The sequence below is a fragment of the Streptomyces sp. NBC_00193 genome (assembly GCF_026342735.1).
Classification (GTDB): Bacteria; Actinomycetota; Actinomycetes; order Streptomycetales; family Streptomycetaceae; genus Streptomyces; species Streptomyces stoeckheimensis.
On record NZ_JAPEMM010000001.1, the window covers coordinates 721640 to 738671 of the forward strand.

A 17032-nucleotide genomic window follows, 5' to 3' on the forward strand; every position below is an offset into this window, starting at 1 on the left:
CCACCCGCCGGCGTCCGGGCCGACGCGGCCGCCCCCAGCCCCGCCCGGGGCCGGGGGCCGGGGGCCGGGGGCCGCACGGGCCCGGGGAAAGCCCCGAGGGCTAGCCCTTGGCCGTCGCGAGGTCCACCGGCCGGGGCCGCATCGCCATCCGCCCGGCGAAGCCCGTGGCGCACAGCGCCACCAGCCCGGCCCCGCCCACGACCACCCCGTACACCAGCGGCAGCACCACCGCGGCCGCCGTCCCCGTCATGCCCACACTGAACGCGGTGAGGACCGCCAGCGAGATCCCCGACCCCAGCACCACCCCCATCAGGAGCACCGCCAGCGCCTCCACCCGCAGCATCCCCCGCACCTGCCGCCGCGTCGCCCCCGCGAGCCTCAGCATCGCGAACTCCCGCAGCCGCTCCCCCGTGGACATCGCCAGCGTGTTGGCCACCGCGATCGCGGTGAAGGCCAGGACGAGCCCCATCGCCAGCAGGTTGATCTCCGACCCGGCCGCCTGCCGCTCCGCCCGCGCGCCGTCCGCTTCGGCCGCCGACAGCACGGCCACGCCCGGGAACTCCCGTACCGCCGAGGCGAGCGCCTCCCGCGCCGCCGGCCCCGCCACCAGCACGCTCGAAGCCAGCGGATCGTCGACGTGCGCGGCCATCAGGCCGTGCGGCAGCGTGACGTCCCCGAAGCCCAGCCCCCGCGCGTACACCGCGGACACGGTCAGGGTGACCGGCGTTCCGTCCCCCAGCGTCAGCGAGAGCGGGCTGCCCGGCTTCAGGCCCAGCTGGTCCGCGGCCAGTTCGCTCACCGCGACGCTCTGCTCCCCGAATCCCGCCAGGCTCCCGGCCGTCACCCCCGGGTCCCAGGTCCGGTCGAGCCCGGCCGGGGTCACGCCCTGCGCCGCGTACTTCGTCAGCCCCACCCGGATCGACGTGTGCACGATCTCGGTGGCCGCGAGAACCCCGGGGGTCCGGCGGATCCGCTCGACGGCGGCGCCGGGAACCCCCGGCCCCCGTCCCTGGAGCACCCACTCGGCCCGTACTCCCTCACGGGCCTGCGCCCGGGCGGCGTCGCCGAGCGTCGGAGTGACGAAGAGCACGGTGCAGGCCATCCCGATCAGCAGGGTGAGCGGGGTGACCGCGGAGGCCATCCGGGTCGCGTTGCCGCGCAGGTTGGCGGTGGCCAGCCGGCCGCCCGGACCGGCCAGCCGCAGCGGCCCGGCGAGCAGTGCGGCCGCGCCCTTGACGATCAGCGGGCCCAGCAGCGAGACGGCTCCGGCGAGCACCACGACGGCGAGGAAGGTGACCGGAGTCGAGGCCGGCTCGGTGCGCAGCGTGCTGAGTACGGCCACCAGCACCACCCCTGCCGCCAGCAGCAGGGCCCCGGCGGTGAGCCGCGCCCACGCGGGCCGGTTCCGCTCGACGGCGGCCTCGGCCAGCGCTTCGGCGGGACGGACGCGGGCCACCCGCCGTGCGATGATCCGGGCCGCGGCCCATGCCCCGAGCAGGCTCGCGCCGACGGCGGCGATCATCGGGAAGATCCCGGCGGTGCGCTCCAGGGTCACCGGGACGACCCCGGCGCCGACGAACCGGCCGTGCAGCCAGGCGGCCAGCGGCAGCCCGGCGAGGGCTCCGGCGATCCCGGCGGCGAGCCCCACGAGCAGCGCCTCGCGGCCGATCATGCGCCGCAGCTGCTTGGGGGTGGCGGCGATGGCGCGGAGCAGGGCGAGCTCGCGGTGGCGCTGCTGGATCGACAGGGAGAAGGTGCCGACGACCACGAGGACCGCGACGAGGAGCGAGGTACCGCCCATCGCGCCGCCCATGGAGACCAGCTTGATCCGGGCGCCGGCAGCGTCGAGGAATTCCACGGGGCCCCGGCCGTCGCCGGTGGCCACCTGCGCGGTGGTGCCCTGGAGCGCCTGGCGGATCCGGCCGGCCAGCTCGCCGGCGTCGACTCCGGCCCGGGGCAGTACCCCGATGGCGCTGACCCGGCCGTCGCGGGCGGCGAGCCGCTGCGCCTCGGCGTCGCCGAAGAACAGCGCGCTCTGGTGCGCGAGGCTCCCGCCGGCCGCGACCGCGATCCCGCTGACCGTGTAGGTCTTGGGCGCACCGGTGGACTGCACGGTGAGCTCGGAGCCGGGCTTCAGCGCCGCGCGGGCCGCGAGTCCGCGGTCGACGACGACCTCGTCACCGCCCTGGGGGGGCGCGGCCCTCGGCGAGCGTGAAGGGGGTGAGCGCGGCCGAGCTCCAGGCGTGCCCGTACGAGGGCTTCGCGCCTTCGCCGCCGGGGCCGCCCCGGGTGAGCGGTACGGCCTGGAAGGTGAGCTCGGGGACGGCCCGCTCGACCCCGGGCACCGCGCGGACGGTGTCCACGGCGGTGGCCGGCAGCCAGGCCCGCTCGGCGACGGGCTTGGCCTTGTGCTTCGTCTTGGACTTGCCCTTCTTCTCCTTGACCGTCGTCGCATGGACGTTCTGGTCGGCGGAGACGACCACCGGGGCGCCCGCGTAGCGCTCGGTGGCGATCGTCCCGCGGAGTCCCGTCTCCAGGAGGGTTCCGCAGGCGGTCACGAGGGCCGCCGCGCACAGCAGGGCGAGGAAGGCGCCGAGGAACCCGGCTCTGCGGTCCCGGACGGTCTGGAGTGCGTAGCGCAGCATCATGGGGAAAACTCTGCCGCCGGGGCCGTCTCGGGACATTGGAGCGCCCCGGCGTCCTCGGCCGGGGGCTACCCCCACCCCACGCGATCCCGGCGCACCGCCCGGCCCGGTGTCACCCCGTCAGATCGTCAGGTCCTCGGCATCTTCGGCGTCCTCGCCCTCCGCCTCCAGTGCGCGGCGGACCACCCGCAGGGCCATGCCCTCGGGGTACCCCTTGCGGGCGAGCATTCCGGCGAGGCGCCGGATCCGCTTGTCCCGCTCCAGGCCCCGGGTCGCGCGGAGCTTGCGCTCCACGAGCTCCCGGGCGGTCTCCTCCTCCTGGTCGGAGTCCAGCTGTTCCAGGGCCTCCTGTACGAGGGTGGGGGCCACCCCCTTGGTACGGAGCTCCTGTGCGAGCGCCCGGCGGGCCAGCCCCCGGCCCCGGTGCCGGGACTCGACCCAGGCCCCGGCGAAGGCGGCGTCGTCGATCAGGCCCACCTCCTCGAACCGGGAGAGGACCTGCTCCGACACCTCCTCGGGGATGTCCCGCTTGGCCAGGGCGTCCGCGAGCTGCCGCCGGGTGCGCGGCATCCCGGTGAGCAGGCGCAGACAGATCGCCCGCGCCTGCTCCTCGGGACTCTGGGGCGGCAGTTCCTGGCGGCCTTCCCGGCCCGCCCGGTCATCCCGGCCCTCGCGGCCCTCCGTACGACGGCCTCCCCGGCCGCCGCTCTCGCGGCGGCCCCGGCGACTGCCCTCGCGGCGGTCCTCAGCGCCGTCGGCGCGGTCGGTGCCGTCGGGGCCGCCCCTTTCGTGCTCCCACACGGGTCAGCTCTTGGCGACGGCGGCCTTGACCGCGGTCTTGGCCTTCGACGCGGGAGCGGGCACCGCGGCGGTCTCGGCGGACGCGTCCGCGCCGGCCTCGGCCGTGGCGGCGGCAGCGGTGTCTGTCTTACGGATGCCGACGCCCAGCTTCTCCTTGATCTTCCGCTCGATCTCGTCGGACAGGGCGGGGTTGTCGCAGAGGAACTTGCGCGCGTTCTCCTTGCCCTGGCCGAGCTGGTCGCCCTCGTACGTGTACCAGGCACCGGCCTTGCGGACGAAGCCGTGCTCCACGCCCATGTCGATCAGGCCGCCCTCGCGGCTGATGCCGTGGCCGTAGAGGATGTCGAACTCGGCCTGCTTGAAGGGCGGCGCGACCTTGTTCTTGACGACCTTGACGCGGGTGCGGTTGCCGACCGCGTCCGTGCCGTCCTTGAGGGTCTCGATGCGCCGGATGTCGAGGCGCACGGAGGCGTAGAACTTCAGCGCGCGGCCACCGGTGGTGGTCTCCGGCGAGCCGAACATCACACCGATCTTCTCGCGGAGCTGGTTGATGAAGATCGCGGTGGTCTTGGACTGGTTGAGCGCACCGGTGATCTTCCGGAGGGCCTGGCTCATCAGACGGGCCTGGAGACCCACGTGCGAGTCGCCCATCTCGCCCTCGATCTCCGCGCGCGGCACGAGGGCCGCGACGGAGTCGATGACGATGAGGTCGAGCGCGCCGGAGCGGACCAGCATGTCCACGATCTCCAGCGCCTGCTCGCCGGTGTCCGGCTGGGACAGGATGAGGTTGTCCGTGTCGACGCCGAGGGCCTTGGCGTACTCGGGGTCGAGCGCGTGCTCGGCATCCACGAAGGCCACGGTGCCGCCGGCCTTCTGCGCGTTGGCCACGGCATGCAGCGTCAGGGTCGTCTTACCGGAGGACTCCGGCCCGTACACCTCGATCACACGGCCGCGCGGCAGTCCGCCGACGCCGAGCGCGATGTCCAGCGCGGTCGATCCGGTGGGGATGACCTCGATGGGATCGTTCGGCTTGTCGCCGAGACGCATCACGGCACCCTTGCCGAACTGCCGTTCAATCTGTGCGAGCGCGGCTTCGAGAGCCTTCTCGCGGTCGTTGCCTGCCATGGGTTCCACCCGATTTGCTTGAGTCGATCGCTTCACGCCATTGACGCTAACGCCTGCCACTGACAACGCGGTCCCACGTCCGTTTTGGCTGTGGATAACCAATAAGAATGCGTGTTCGATTTCCCTGTCAAGCGCGCCACGCCGGACCCGTCCGCCCCACCGGCGGCTGGCATGATCCACTCCCATGAAGGACTCCGCGGACGACACCACCTCCAGCATGTTCCCCGCCGGGCGCACCGCGCTCATCGTGCGGATACCCGAAGCGGAACCCGTCGTCCGGGACTGGCGGGAGCGGATCGACCCCGCGGCCCGGGCCGGGGCCGGGGTGCCGGCGCACGTGAGCGTGCTCTACCCGTTCCTCCCGGAGAGCCTGATCGACGCCTCGGTGCACGCCGGGATCGCCGCGGCCCTGAGCCCCCACCGCGCCTTCGACCTGCGCTTCGAGCGGACCGGCCGGTTCCCGGGGATGCTCTACCTCGCCCCGGAGCCGGACGCCCCGCTGCGCCGTCTGACCCGTGCGATCACCGACCGCTGGCCGGACGTCAAGCCCTACGGCGGCCGCTACGGGGACCCGGCCCCGCACCTCACGGTGGCCCAGCGCGCCCGCGAGGCGGACCTGGACGCCGCCGAGGCGGACCTCGACGGCCGACTGCCCCTCACCACCCGCGTCCGCACCGTCGACCTGGTGGCCTACGACGGGACGGCCTGGCGGGAGCGCGCGAGCTTCACCCTGCGGGAGCCGGAAGCGTAACGACCCGAGAGCGACGGCCCAAGAGTGACAACCCAAGGTTGACACCCATTCGACTGTCAACCTAGGGTTGCCTCATGACGAACCCTTCGGTGGAACCCGTTCGCATGACCAATCCGGTACGCCTCGACGACCTCATCGAGGCCATCAAGAAGGTCCACACCGACACCCTGGAGCAGCTCAGCGGCGCTGTCGTCGCCGCCGAAGCCCTGGGGGACGTCGCCGACCACCTCATCGGTCACTTCGTCGACCAGGCCCGCCGCTCCGGCGCCTCCTGGACCGACATCGGCCGCAGCATGGGCGTCACCCGCCAGGCCGCCCAGAAGCGCTTCGTCCCCAAGGCCGACAAGGAGGGTGACCCCGGGCTCGACCCGAGCCAGGGCTTCGGCCGCTTCACCCCCCGCGCCCGCAACGTGGTCGTGACCGCCCAGAACGAGGCCCGCGCCGCGAGCAACACCGAGATCCGCACCGAGCACCTCGTCCTCGGCCTGCTCGCCGAACCCGACGGCCTCGCCGCCCACGCCATCGCCGACCAGGGCGTCACGGCCGACGACGTGCGCGCCGCCGCGACCGCCGGCCTGCCCCCGGCCGCGGCGGAGCTCCCCGCCCTGGTCCCCTTCGACGCCTCCGCGAAGAAGGCCCTGGAGCTCACCTTCCGCGAGGCCCTGCGCCTCGGCCACAACTACGTGGGCACCGAGCACATCCTGCTCGCGCTCCTGGAGCTGGAGAACGGAACGGGAACGCTCAGCGGCCTCGGCGTGGACAAGGACGCCGTCGAGAACTGGGTCAACGACGCCCTGGCAGCCGTACTCGCCTCTGCGGACGAGGCCGGGAAGTAGAGGCGTCCGCGTCGCCCGTCAGCGCGTACCGCTTCACGTACGCGCCGAGGAAGGCCTGCATCGTGGCGACGGCCGGGATCGCGATGAGCGCCCCGACCGCGCCCAGCAGGGCGGTGCCCGCGATGACCGATCCGAAGGCCACCGCCGGGTGGATGTCCACCGTCTTCGACGTCAGCTTCGGCTGGAGCACGTAGTTCTCGAACTGCTGGTACACCACCACGAATCCGAGGACGTACAGCGCGTACCAGGGGTTGACCGTGAAGGCGAGCAGCATCGGCAGCGCGCCCGCCAGGTAGGTGCCGATGGTGGGGATGAACTGCGACACCAGCCCCACCCACACCGCGAGCGCGGGCGCGTACGGCACGCCCAGCACCGCGAGGACGATGTAGTGCGCGATCCCGGAGATCAGCGCCATCAGCCCGCGCGAGTAGAGGTATCCGCCCGTCTTGGTGACGGCGATCTCCCACGCCCGCAGCACCTCCGCCTGCTTCCTGGGCGGGAGTACGGAGCACAGCGCGCGGCGCAGTCGCGGCCCGTCGGCGGCGAAGTAGAAGGAGAACAGACCGATCGTCAGCAGCTTGAACAGTCCGCCGAGCACGGTGGCGGACACGTCGAGCACGCCGCTCGCGCTGTTCTGCACGTACTTCTGCAGCCAGTCGGAGTGCAGCAGACTGTCCTGGATGTCCAGCCGGGACAGGTCCGTGTGGAAGGTGTCGTTGATCGAGCCGATCAGCGAGTCGAGATAGCCGGGGAAGCCTTCCACCAGGTCGATGATCTGCGCGGCGAGCACCGAGCCGAGCAGGACGACGAATCCGACGGCCGCGACGAACACCCCGAGGAACACCAGGAAGGTGGCGAGCCCGCGGCGCATGCCGCGGGCCGCCATCCGGGCCACGGCCGGTTCTATCGCGAGCGCGAGGAAGAACGCGATCAGGATGTTGACGAGCAGCCCGATGAGCTGGTGGAAGGCCCAGCTGCCCAGCTGGAAACAGGCCACCAGGGCCAGGACGAGGATCACCGCGCGCGGCAGCCAGCGCGGCATCCGGGCATCCGCCGCCGTGCCCTCGACGGGGCCCGGCGCTCCGGGGTCCCCCGCCCGGGGAACCCCGGCCGAGGGATCTCCCGCGTCCGCCGGGGTCGCCGGGCCGGGCGGACGCGCGCCCCGGGGGCCTTCGGGCTGGTCGGTCGTCTCTTCGGTGGCTGCCACGCCGCCAAGTCTGTCCCACCGGCGCCGCGTACCGCCAAGCGCTCGCTCGGGCCCGCCCGCGCAGCGCTCGCCCGAGCCTCGCCCCGGCCGGCCGCCGGGCCGTACGCCGGTCGCCCTGCCCAGGCCCTGCCCGGGCCCTGCCCAGGCCCTGCTAGCGCAGCGAAGCCGGCACGTCCACGGCCGAACACACCGCGCGCCACACGTCCTTGGCCTCCCAGCCCGCGTCCAGCGCCTCGTGGACGGTGCGTCCCCCGAGCTCCGTCATGACGTGGTCCCGCGCGAAGGAGTCCGCGTAGCCCGCACCGAAGTGCTCGGCCATCCGCTCCCAGAAAATCGTCAACCGCATGCCTCCAGTATCCCGCCCCGGAGAGTGGCCCCTCCCCGTTCGGGCCACGTCGGCGCAGTCCGGGCCCCTACGGTTCCTGGCATGCCTGGAGACGAAGCGTGCGCCCCGGCGGCGACGACCGCAACGACCGCGCCGAGCGTGCCGAGCACGCCGACGGCGACGAGTGCACTGGCCCGCGCCGAGCAGTTCATCTGGCTCACGGCCCGCGTGCTGGAGCAGCGGCGGTTCGCGTTCCACTTCCTCGGCGGGGACGCGGACCCGGTCGATGCCGCCCTCGGCGCCTACCTCGGCGGCGACGGCGGCTACGGCCACGCCCTCGACCCTGATCTGCGCGGTCCGCTGAGCCACCCGCTGCACACCGCCCACGCCCTGCGCGTCCTGGACGGCCTGGGCCGCTGCGCCGGACAGCGCATCGAGCGGCTCTGCGCCCACCTGGCCCGGGTCTCCACCCCGGACGGGGCGCTTCCGGCGACCGCTCCGGCCTCCGGCGGCTATCCGGCGGCCCCCTACCTCCCGCTGCAGGACGATCCGCCGGGCGACCTGCTGGCCACCGGCCCCGTCGTGGGGATCCTGCACCGCAACCGGGTGTGGCACGCGTGGCTGTTCCGGGCGACGGACTTCTGCTGGGACCGGGTGGAGAACCTGCGCCACTGGAACCCGTACGAGGTCCAGGGCGCGGTGGCCTTCCTGGACGGGGTGCCCGACCGGGCCCGGGCCGCGGTGGCCGCCGACCGGCTGGGGCGGCTCGTCCGCGACGACCGGCTCGTCGTACTGGATCCCGCGCGGCAGGGCGCGTACCCGCCGGTCCCCGGCCGCGCGCCGGACGAGCGCCTGTACCCGTACGACTTCGCCCGCCGCCCGGAGTCCCTCGCCCGCGGCTGGTTCACGGACGCGGAGCTGTACGGCTCGCTGCGCTTCCTGGCCGGCCTGCAGCAGCCGGACGGCGGCTGGCCGGTGCACCGCGGCGCGTGGGCGCCGGGCAGCTCGCTGGAGCGGCGCCCGATCGCCACGCTGGAGGCGCTGCTGACCCTGCGCGCGTACGGCCGGCTCCCCGGCCCTAGCCTCCCAGGGCCCGCAGCCCCGCGGTGACGGCGACGGCCGCCGCGACCACGACGAGGAACGGGGCCCGCAGCACCAGTGCGACCGCGGCGGCCGCGAGCCCGGCCGCGCGGGCGTCGAGCACGAGCTCCTGCCCGGTGGCGAAGGTCTGCTGCGCGGTGAGCGCGGCCAGCAGTGCGACCGGCAGGAGCGCGGCGAGCTTGCGCACCGCGGGCCGCTCCAGGGCCCCGGCGGGGACGAGCAGTCCGGCGAGCTTCACGGCGTAGCAGCCGACGACGGTGATCCCGATGGCGATCCAGACGTTCACGGGCGGCGTCCCTTCATCCACAGCACGATCGGCGCGGCCAGCGCCGCGATCAGCACGGGCACCCCGGCGGGCAGTACGGGCAGCAGGCCCAGCCCGAGGACGAGGGCGAGCCCGGCGACGGCCCGCTCGGTGCCGGTCTTCAGCATCGGCGCGAGCAGCGCGAGGAACACGGCGGGCCCGGCGGCGTCCAGACCCCACGCCCTGGTGTCCCCGATGGCCTCGGCGCCGAGCGCGCCGAGCAGGGTGGTGAGGTTCCACAGGGCGTAGAGGCTCAGCCCGGTCACGGTGAACCCGAGCCGCGCGGACTTCCGGTCGGGCTGGGCCAGGGCCACGGCGGTGGTCTCGTCGATCACCCAGTGCGCGGCGAACGGGCGTACGCCCTTGGGCAGCGCGAGCAGCTGGGACAGCCGCAGCCCGTAGAAGGCGTTGCGGGTCCCGAGGAAGAAGGCCCCGGCGGCGGCCGTGAACGGATTCCCGCCGGCGGCCAGGGCTCCGACCAGCGCGAACTGCGAGGCCCCGGTGAACACCAGCAGGCTCAGCACGCACGCCTGGAGGGTGCTGACCCCGGACCCGGCGGCGGTCACCCCGAAGGCGAACCCGGACAGTCCGACCGCCACGCCCACGCCCAGCGCGTCCCGTACGACGGCGGCGCGCGGCTTGACCTCGGCCGCGGACCCGCCGGGGACCTCTCGACCTGGAACCTCTTGTATGGCCATCTGATGTTCTCCCACGCCCCGAAAATATTCGGGGAACGCCTGCGGGTCTTGTACGTTCTTGCACCATGCATGAAGCGATCAAGGAAATGGCGGACCGGCTGGCCGAGGTGCCGGGGGTCCGCGGAGTGATGCTCGGCGGCAGCCGGGCCCGCGGCGAGCACCGGCCGGAATCCGACTGGGACCTCGGCGTCTACTACCGGGGCGACCTCGACCTCGCCGCGCTGGGCGCGCTGGCCGGACCGGACGTGGAGGTGGCCGGCCCGGGCGGCTGGGGCCCCTGGGTCAACGGCGGAGCCTGGCTGCGCGTCGACGGCGTGGCGGTGGACTGGATCCTGCGCGACCTGGACCGGGTGGAGCGGGTCTGGGAGGACTGCCGTGAGGGCCGCTACGAGGTGGGCGTGCAGGCGGGCCACCCGCTCGGCTTCTGGTCCCCCTGCTACCCGGGCGAGGTGGCCCTCGGACAGGTCCTGGCCGACCCGTCGGGCGAGCTGACCGCCCTGCGCGAGAAGACCTCGGTGTATCCGGAGCCGCTGCGGGACTCCCTGATCGCCGGGGCCTGGGAGGCGGAGTTCCTGGTCGCGGGCGCCGCGAAGGGCGCGGCCCGCGGGGACTCCCTGTACGTCTCCCTGTGCCTGTCCCGCGCCTTCGGCGTCCTCGTCCAGTCCCTGTACGCGGCGGACCGCCGCTGGTGCCTCAACGAGAAGGGCGCCCTGGCCTCGGCGGAGCTCCTGCCGAGTGCTCCGGCGGGCTTCGGCGACCGCGTCCGTACCCTGCTGGGCGCGCAGGGCACGACCCCCGAGGCCCTGACGGCCACGGTGGCCGAGGCGCGGGTGCTCGTCGAGGAGACCCGCGCGGCACTGGCGTGAGCGGACCGGGGTCGGCTACGGCCGCGTGAAGCCCGCCTGGCGGGTGTGGACGGTGACGGTGCCGCCGCCGAGCATCTCGGCCTTCCGGCGGAGCTGGTCCACGGCCGCCGGGCTCGGCCGGCCGTAGACGTCGATGGACCTCATGCGGATGAACGCGGCGAACGCGCGGAACTTCTCCCCGCCGAGCTCCATGTGGAACTCCAGGGACGCCGAATCGGGATGGACGGCCACCAGGGTCATCGTGGACTCGGTCTCGTCGATGTAGAACTGATAGGCGATCAGCTGCGGCTCGCGCGCCTCGACGAACTCGGCCAGGTCGCGCATCCCGTTCCTGACGTCCTCGAGTCTGCCCTCGCGGATGTCCGAGCGGTCGACGTAGTAGAGGGGTGCGGCGCGACCGGGTTCCGGGTGAACGGGCGCCGCGTGCAGGGGTTCGGCCATGCCACCGGAACCTACCGCCGGATCCCCGTCCGGCCCGCCCGGCGCGGCCTAACCCGCCGCCCGTTCCCTCCGATAGGCCCCCGGCGGCACCCCCACGATGCGGGTGAAGTGCCGGTTCAGGTGCGGCTGGTCGGTGAAGCCGACGGTGACGGCCGCCTCGGCCGGGGGGATCCCCGCGTCGAGCAGCCGGCGTGCCCGCCGGACCCGGGCGTCGGTCAGCCAGGTGTGCGGGGGCATGCCGTACCGGTCCCGGAAGGCGCGCAGCAGGGCGAAGGGGCTGGTCCCCAGCTCCGCCGCGAGCTGCTCCAGGGACGGGGGCTCCCCCATCCGCTCCTCCAGTACGGCCCGGGCCCGCTCCGCGTCGGCGGCGCCCGCACGGCCCCCCGTACGGGTGGGCAGCGGGCCGGCGTGCCGGGTCAGCATCCGGGCCACCACCCCGCGCAGCAGGGTGTCGGCGGCCAACGCGTTGCCGGCCTCGGCGGCGCGGTGGACCTCGGTGATGGCCCGCGAGGCCTGCGGGTCGGCGACCATGGCGGCGGTGAAACCGGGGGTCCCGCGCAGGGTCCCGATCTCGGTGGCGACCTCGGTGATCAGCGCCCGGGAGGGGTAGAGGGTGGCGTAGGCCCAGCCCTCGGGGACCCCGGCGCGGGCGGTGTGCGGGACCTCGGGGTTGATCAGGACCACGCTGCCGGGCCCGGCGCGCAGGGTGTCCCCCGGCAGGCCGATCTCCTCGACGCCGCCGGTGACGGCCGCGATGACGTACCCGTCGTGGGCGTGGCGCGGGAAGGTGTGGCGCACGTAGTGGGCACGCAGCAGGTCCAGCCCGGGCAGTTCCGCGTACTGCCAGTGCCGCGCCCACTCCCGACGGCCCTCGTCCGCTCCGGTCCCGGTCCCCATCCCCCCATTCTGCGCCCGGCCCGGCCGGGGTGTTTCCACAGGTCCGGCCCGTTGTCAGTGGGCGGGTGCACGATGGGGGCATGTCCGGTACCGCGCTCGACTCGTTCTCCCCCGCGACCCGTTCCTGGTTCACGGGGGCCTTCGTCTCGCCCACCGCCGCCCAGGAGGGTGCCTGGCGGGCCATCGGTGCGGGCTCGGACGTGCTGGTGGTGGCCCCCACCGGCTCCGGCAAGACCCTGGCCGCCTTCCTCGCCGCCCTCGACCAGCTCGCCTCGACCCCGCCCCCGGCGGATCCGAAGAAGCGCTGCCGGGTGCTGTACATCTCGCCCCTGAAGGCGCTGGCGGTGGACGTGGAGCGCAATCTCCGCAGCCCGCTGACCGGTATCCGGCAGGAATCGGTGCGCCTGGGCCTGCCCGAGCCCGAGATCCGGGTCGGCATCCGCTCCGGCGACACCCCGCCGGCCGAGCGGCGCGCGCTGGTGACCCGGCCGCCGGACATCCTGATCACCACGCCCGAGTCGCTGTTCCTGATGCTGACCTCGGCCGCCCGCGAGGCCCTGTCCGGGATCGAGACGGTGATCCTGGACGAGGTGCACGCGGTCGCCGGCACCAAGCGCGGCGCCCATCTCGCGCTGTCCCTGGAGCGGTTGGACGAGCTGCTGCCCCGCCCCGCGCGCAGGATCGGCCTGTCGGCGACGGTCCGCCCGGTGGAGGAGGTGGCCCGCTACCTCGCTCCGCGCGGCAAGGTGGAGATCGTCCAGCCGCCCTCGACCAAGGAGTTCGACCTGTCGGTGGTCGTCCCGGTCGAGGACATGGGCGAGTTGGGCGGCTCCCCCGCCACCGAGGGCAAGGAGGGCGGCGACAAGCCCTCCATCTGGCCGCACGTGGAGGAGCGGATCGCCGATCTGGTCCAGGCCCACCGGTCCACCATCGTGTTCGCCAACTCCCGCCGCCTCGCCGAGCGCCTGTGCAACCGGCTCAACGAGATCGCGTACGAGCGCGCCATGGGCGGCCCGCTGCCCGAGGGCCCGCCCCCGGCCGAGATCATGGCCCAGTCGGGCGCCGCCCAGGGTGCTCCGCCGCTGATGGCCCGCGCCCACCACGGCTCGGTCTCCAAGGAGCAGCGGGCGCTGGTGGAGGAGGACTTGAAGGCGGGCCGGCTGCCCGCCGTGGTCGCCACCTCCAGCCTGGAGCTCGGCATCGACATGGGCGCCGTGGACCTCGTCATCCAGGTGGAGTCCCCGCCGTCGGTGGCCTCCGGGCTGCAGCGGGTGGGCCGGGCCGGGCACCAGGTGGGCGCGGTCTCCACCGGGGTCGTCTTCCCCAAGTACCGGGGCGACCTCGTCCAGGCGGCCGTGGTCACCGAGCGGATGCGCACGGGCTCGATCGAGTCCCTGCGGATCCCCTCCAACCCGCTGGACGTCCTCGCCCAGCAGCTCGTCGCGATGACCGCGATGGACACCTGGCAGCTCGACGACCTGCTCGCCCTGGTGCGCCGGGCGGCCCCCTTCGCGGCGCTGCCCGACTCGGCCTTCACGGCGGTGCTGGACATGCTGGCCGGCCGTTATCCCTCGGACGCGTTCGCCGAGCTCAGGCCCCGGGTGGTGTGGGACCGCGTCGCCGGTACGATCACCGGCCGGCCCGGCGCCCAGCGGCTCGCGGTCACCTCCGGCGGGACCATCCCGGACCGCGGGCTCTTCGGCGTCTTCCTGGCCGGATCCGACCCGAAGAAGGGCGGCGGCCGGGTCGGCGAGCTCGACGAGGAGATGGTCTACGAGTCCCGCGTCGGCGACGTCTTCACCCTCGGCACCACCTCGTGGCGGATCGTGGACATCACCCGCGACCGCGTCCTGGTCACCCCCGCCCCCGGCGTCCCGGGCCGCCTCCCCTTCTGGAAGGGCGACCAGCTGGGCCGCCCGCTGGAACTGGGCCGCGCGGTCGGCGCGTTCCTGCGCGAGCTCGGCGGCCTCGCCCCCGAGGACGCCCGACTGCGCCTGCTGGCGGCGGGCCTGGACGCCTGGGCCGCCGAGAACGTCCTGTCCTACCTCGCCGAACAGCGCGAGGCCTGCGGCCACGTACCGGACGACCGGACCATCGTCGTCGAGCGGTTCCGCGACGAGCTCGGCGACTGGCGGGTCGTCGTCCACTCCCCCTTCGGCGCCCAGGTGCACGCCCCCTGGGCGCTGGCGCTCGGCGCCCGCCTCTCCGAGCGGTACGGGATGGACGCGCAGGTCATGCACGCCGACGACGGCATCGTGCTCCGCCTCCCGGACGCGGACCTGCTGAACATGGACCTGGACCTACTGGACCACGACCCGGCGCGGGGGCCCTCCTCGGCCTCCTTCGACTTCGACGACGACAAGCCCCCGCTGGGCGCGGCGGACGTCGCCTTCGACCACGGGGACGTCCAGCAGATCGTCACCGACCAGGTGGGCGGCTCCGCGCTGTTCGCCTCCCGCTTCCGCGAGTGCGCGGCCCGTGCCCTGCTCCTCCCGCGCCGCAATCCCGGCAAGCGCACCCCCCTGTGGCAGCAGCGCCAGCGCGCCTCGCAACTGCTCCAGGTGGCCTCCGAGTTCGGTTCGTTCCCGATCGTGCTGGAAGCCGTACGGGAATGCCTGCAGGACGTCTTCGACGTGCCGGGCCTGACCGAGCTGATGGGAGACATCGAGGCACGCCGGGTCCGCCTCGTCGAGGTCACGACGCCCGAGCCCTCCCCCTTCGCCCGCTCCCTCCTCTTCGGGTACGTCGCCCAGTTCCTCTACGAGGGCGACTCGCCCCTCGCCGAGCGCAGGGCGGCCGCGCTGTCGCTGGACTCCCGGCTGCTGGCCGAGCTGCTCGGCCAGGCCGAGCTCCGCGAACTGCTCGACGCGGAGGTGCTGACCGAGCTGGAGCGGGAGCTCCAGTGGCTGACCGAGGACCGGCGGGCCAAGGACGCCGAGTCGGTGGCCGACCTGCTGCGCCTGCTGGGCCCGCTCACCCCGGCGGAGCTGGCCGCCCGCGGGGCGGAGGCGGAGTGGGCGCCGTCCCTCGCCGCCTCCCGCCGGGCGATCCGGGTCCGGATCGCCGGCGAGGACCACTGGGCGGCCATCGAGGACGCCGGCCGGCTGCGCGACGCGCTGGGCACGGCGCTCCCGGTGGGCGTCCCGGAGGCGTTCACCGAGCCGGTGAAGGACCCGCTCGGCGACCTCCTGGCCCGGTACGCCCGCACCCACGGCCCCTTCACCACCGTCACCGCCGCCGCCCGCTTCGGGCTGGGCACGGCCGTGACGGACGGCGCGCTGCACCGGCTCGCGGCGGCCGGGCGGGTGGTGCAGGGCGAGTTCCACCCGGCGGGCACCGGCCAGGAATGGTGCGACGCGACGGTGCTCCGCCGACTGCGCCGCCGTTCCCTGGCAGCCCTGCGCCAGGAGCTGGAACCGGTCCCTCCCGCCTCCCTCGCCACCTTCCTCCCCCAGTGGCAGCACGTGGGCGGAGCCCTGCGCGGCATCGACGGCCTGGCCCGCGCGATCGAACAGCTCCAGGGCGCCGCGGTGCCCGCCTCCGCCCTGGAGCGCCTGATCCTCCCCTCCCGCGTGGCGGGCTACTCCCCCACCCTCCTGGACGAGCTCACCACCACCGGCGAGGTCGTCTGGGCCGGCGCGGGCGCCCTGCCGGGCAAGGACGGCTGGATCTCCCTCTACCTCGCGGAGGCCGCCCCCCTCCTCCTCCCTCCCCCGCACCCCCTGGAGCTCACCCCGCTCCACGAAGCGGTCCTCTCCGCCCTCTCCGGCGGCTACGGCCTGTTCTTCCGCCAGCTCACGGACCGGGCCCGCTCCCTGCACCCGGACGCCTCGGACGCGGACCTCTCCTCCGCCGTCTGGGACCTGGCCTGGTCGGGCCGCCTGACCAACGACACCCTGGCCCCCCTGCGCTCCCTCCTCGGCTCGGGCCGCACGGCGGGCGCCACCGCCCACCGTGCCCGCCGTACGATCCCCCGCGGCCGCTACGGCACCCTCACCGGCCCTTCCTCCCGTACGGGCCCGCCCACGGTGTCGGGCCGCTGGTCCCTGCTCCCGGTCCACGCCCCGGACCCGACGCACCGCGCACACGCCCTGGCCCGCACCCTGCTGGACCGCCACGGCGTGGTGACCCGGGGCGCGGTGGCCGCCGAAGGCGTGGAAGGCGGCTTCAGCGCGGTCTACCGCATCCTCTCGGCCTTCGAGGACAGCGGCCAGGCCCGCAGGGGCTACGTGGTCGAAGGCCTGGGCGCGGCCCAGTTCGCCATGGACGGCGCGGTCGACCGCCTCCGCGCGGCCGAGCGCACCCCGCCCCCGCTCGCCGCGGTGGTCCTGGCCGCCGCCGACCCGGCGAACGCCTACGGCGCCGCCCTCCCCTGGCCGGAGCCCCCGACCGGCGCCACCCACAAGCCGGGCCGCAAGGCGGGCTCCCTGGTCGTCCTGGTCGACGGCGAACTCACCCTCTACCTGGAGCGCGGCGGTAAAACCCTCCTCGCCTGGCCCGACCCGGAGGACCCCCGCCTCACAGCCGCCCTGACGGCCCTCACCACGGCCTCCCGCAACGGCACCCTCCCCACCCTCACGGTGGAACGCATCAACGCCGCCCCCTCCCTCACCTCCCCCTACGCCCCACCCACAGAAGCCACCGGCTTCCACGCCACCCCCCAAGGCCTCCGCCTCCGCCACTAACCCCCAGCTCCTGGATCCGAGTCCGGGCGGGTCCGGGGCGTGCCCGCGGTGGCGGGCACAGACCCGGCAACCGGTCCGGGTACAGCCCCGGCAACGGGCCCGGGGGCAGATCCGCCAACGAATCAGACCGCAGTCCCGGAAACGCTCCGGGCACAGCCCCAGAGCGGCCCCAGGACAGTCCCGCCCGGAAACGGGGCGCAGCCCCAGGGCGAGCCCAGAGACAGGCCACGGGTCCGGGGCGCAGCCCCAAGGAGCGGGTCCGGGGCGCAGCCCCAGGAAGCGGGTCCGGGGCGCAGCCCCAGGAAGCGGGTCCGGGGCGCAGCCCCAAGGCGGGTCCAGGGGCGCAGCCC

General features: G+C 74.5%; 13 protein-coding genes and 1 pseudogene. 5 read left to right on the forward strand and 9 right to left on the reverse strand.

The genetic code is table 11. The features are described from left to right. Positions 1 to 100 precede the first annotated feature (100 nt). The 3 genes and pseudogenes from OG898_RS02870 to recA all read right to left on the reverse strand — a co-directional run bounded on the left by OG898_RS02870 (position 101) and on the right by recA (position 4571). Positions 101 to 2648, reverse strand: a pseudogene (locus OG898_RS02870) (FtsX-like permease family protein). A 117-nt stretch (positions 2649 to 2765) separates the two neighbouring features. Beyond that, positions 2766 to 3446, reverse strand: coding sequence for a recombination regulator RecX (recX, locus tag OG898_RS02875; RefSeq protein ID WP_266954809.1), 681 nt, complete (start codon positions 3444 to 3446; stop codon positions 2766 to 2768). Positions 3447 to 3449: 3 nt separating this feature from the next. After that, positions 3450 to 4571, reverse strand: a complete 1122-nt coding sequence (gene recA / locus OG898_RS02880; protein WP_250751812.1) for a recombinase RecA — start codon at positions 4569 to 4571, stop codon at positions 3450 to 3452. A gap of 184 nt (positions 4572 to 4755) precedes the next feature. Here recA and OG898_RS02885 point away from each other — a divergent pair, with 184 nt between their 5' ends. Continuing rightward, positions 4756 to 5322, forward strand: a complete 567-nt coding sequence (locus tag OG898_RS02885; protein WP_266954811.1) for a 2'-5' RNA ligase family protein — start codon at positions 4756 to 4758, stop codon at positions 5320 to 5322. A 74-nt stretch (positions 5323 to 5396) separates the two neighbouring features. After that, on the forward strand, positions 5397 to 6158 hold the full coding sequence (locus OG898_RS02890) for a Clp protease N-terminal domain-containing protein (protein WP_266954812.1): 762 nt from the start codon (positions 5397 to 5399) through the stop codon (positions 6156 to 6158). Here OG898_RS02890 and OG898_RS02895 read toward each other — a convergent pair. Then, a complete protein-coding gene (locus OG898_RS02895) occupies positions 6106 to 7365 on the reverse strand; it encodes an AI-2E family transporter (protein WP_250751803.1) in 1260 nt (419 codons plus the stop codon). The two genes, OG898_RS02890 and OG898_RS02895, sit on opposite strands and share 53 nt — an antisense overlap. 151 nt (positions 7366 to 7516) lie before the next feature. Next, positions 7517 to 7711 (reverse strand): DUF3046 domain-containing protein, encoded by a 195-nt coding sequence (locus OG898_RS02900; RefSeq protein ID WP_214955542.1) that lies wholly within the window; start codon positions 7709 to 7711, stop codon positions 7517 to 7519. 81 nt (positions 7712 to 7792) lie between these two features. Between OG898_RS02900 and OG898_RS02905 the strand changes: the two genes are divergently transcribed. Continuing rightward, positions 7793 to 8800, forward strand: a complete 1008-nt coding sequence (locus OG898_RS02905; RefSeq protein WP_266954816.1) for a hypothetical protein — start codon at positions 7793 to 7795, stop codon at positions 8798 to 8800. Here the strand turns inward: OG898_RS02905 and OG898_RS02910 are convergent. Then, entirely contained in the window at positions 8769 to 9077 is a 309-nt protein-coding gene (locus tag OG898_RS02910) for an AzlD domain-containing protein (RefSeq protein WP_250751798.1), read from the reverse strand. The two genes, OG898_RS02905 and OG898_RS02910, sit on opposite strands and share 32 nt — an antisense overlap. After that, on the reverse strand, positions 9074 to 9793 hold the full coding sequence (locus OG898_RS02915; RefSeq protein WP_250751795.1) for an AzlC family ABC transporter permease: 720 nt from the start codon (positions 9791 to 9793) through the stop codon (positions 9074 to 9076). Before OG898_RS02915 ends, OG898_RS02910 begins: the two co-directional genes overlap by 4 nt. Positions 9794 to 9858: 65 nt before the next feature. Between OG898_RS02915 and OG898_RS02920 the strand changes: the two genes are divergently transcribed. Beyond that, on the forward strand, positions 9859 to 10659 hold the full coding sequence (locus tag OG898_RS02920) for a DUF4037 domain-containing protein (protein ID WP_250751792.1): 801 nt from the start codon (positions 9859 to 9861) through the stop codon (positions 10657 to 10659). A gap of 15 nt (positions 10660 to 10674) precedes the next feature. On the opposite strand, the gene OG898_RS02925 is transcribed toward OG898_RS02920, so the two are convergent. After that, entirely contained in the window at positions 10675 to 11100 is a 426-nt protein-coding gene (locus OG898_RS02925) for a hypothetical protein (RefSeq protein ID WP_250751790.1), read from the reverse strand. Between the two features lie 48 nt (positions 11101 to 11148). Further along, positions 11149 to 11997, reverse strand: coding sequence for an AraC family transcriptional regulator (locus tag OG898_RS02930; RefSeq protein WP_266954821.1), 849 nt, complete (start codon positions 11995 to 11997; stop codon positions 11149 to 11151). 80 nt (positions 11998 to 12077) lie between these two features. On the opposite strand from OG898_RS02930, the gene OG898_RS02935 reads away from it, so the two are divergent. After that, a complete protein-coding gene (locus tag OG898_RS02935; protein ID WP_266954823.1) occupies positions 12078 to 16682 on the forward strand; it encodes an ATP-dependent helicase in 4605 nt (1534 codons plus the stop codon). Positions 16683 to 17032 lie beyond the last annotated feature (350 nt).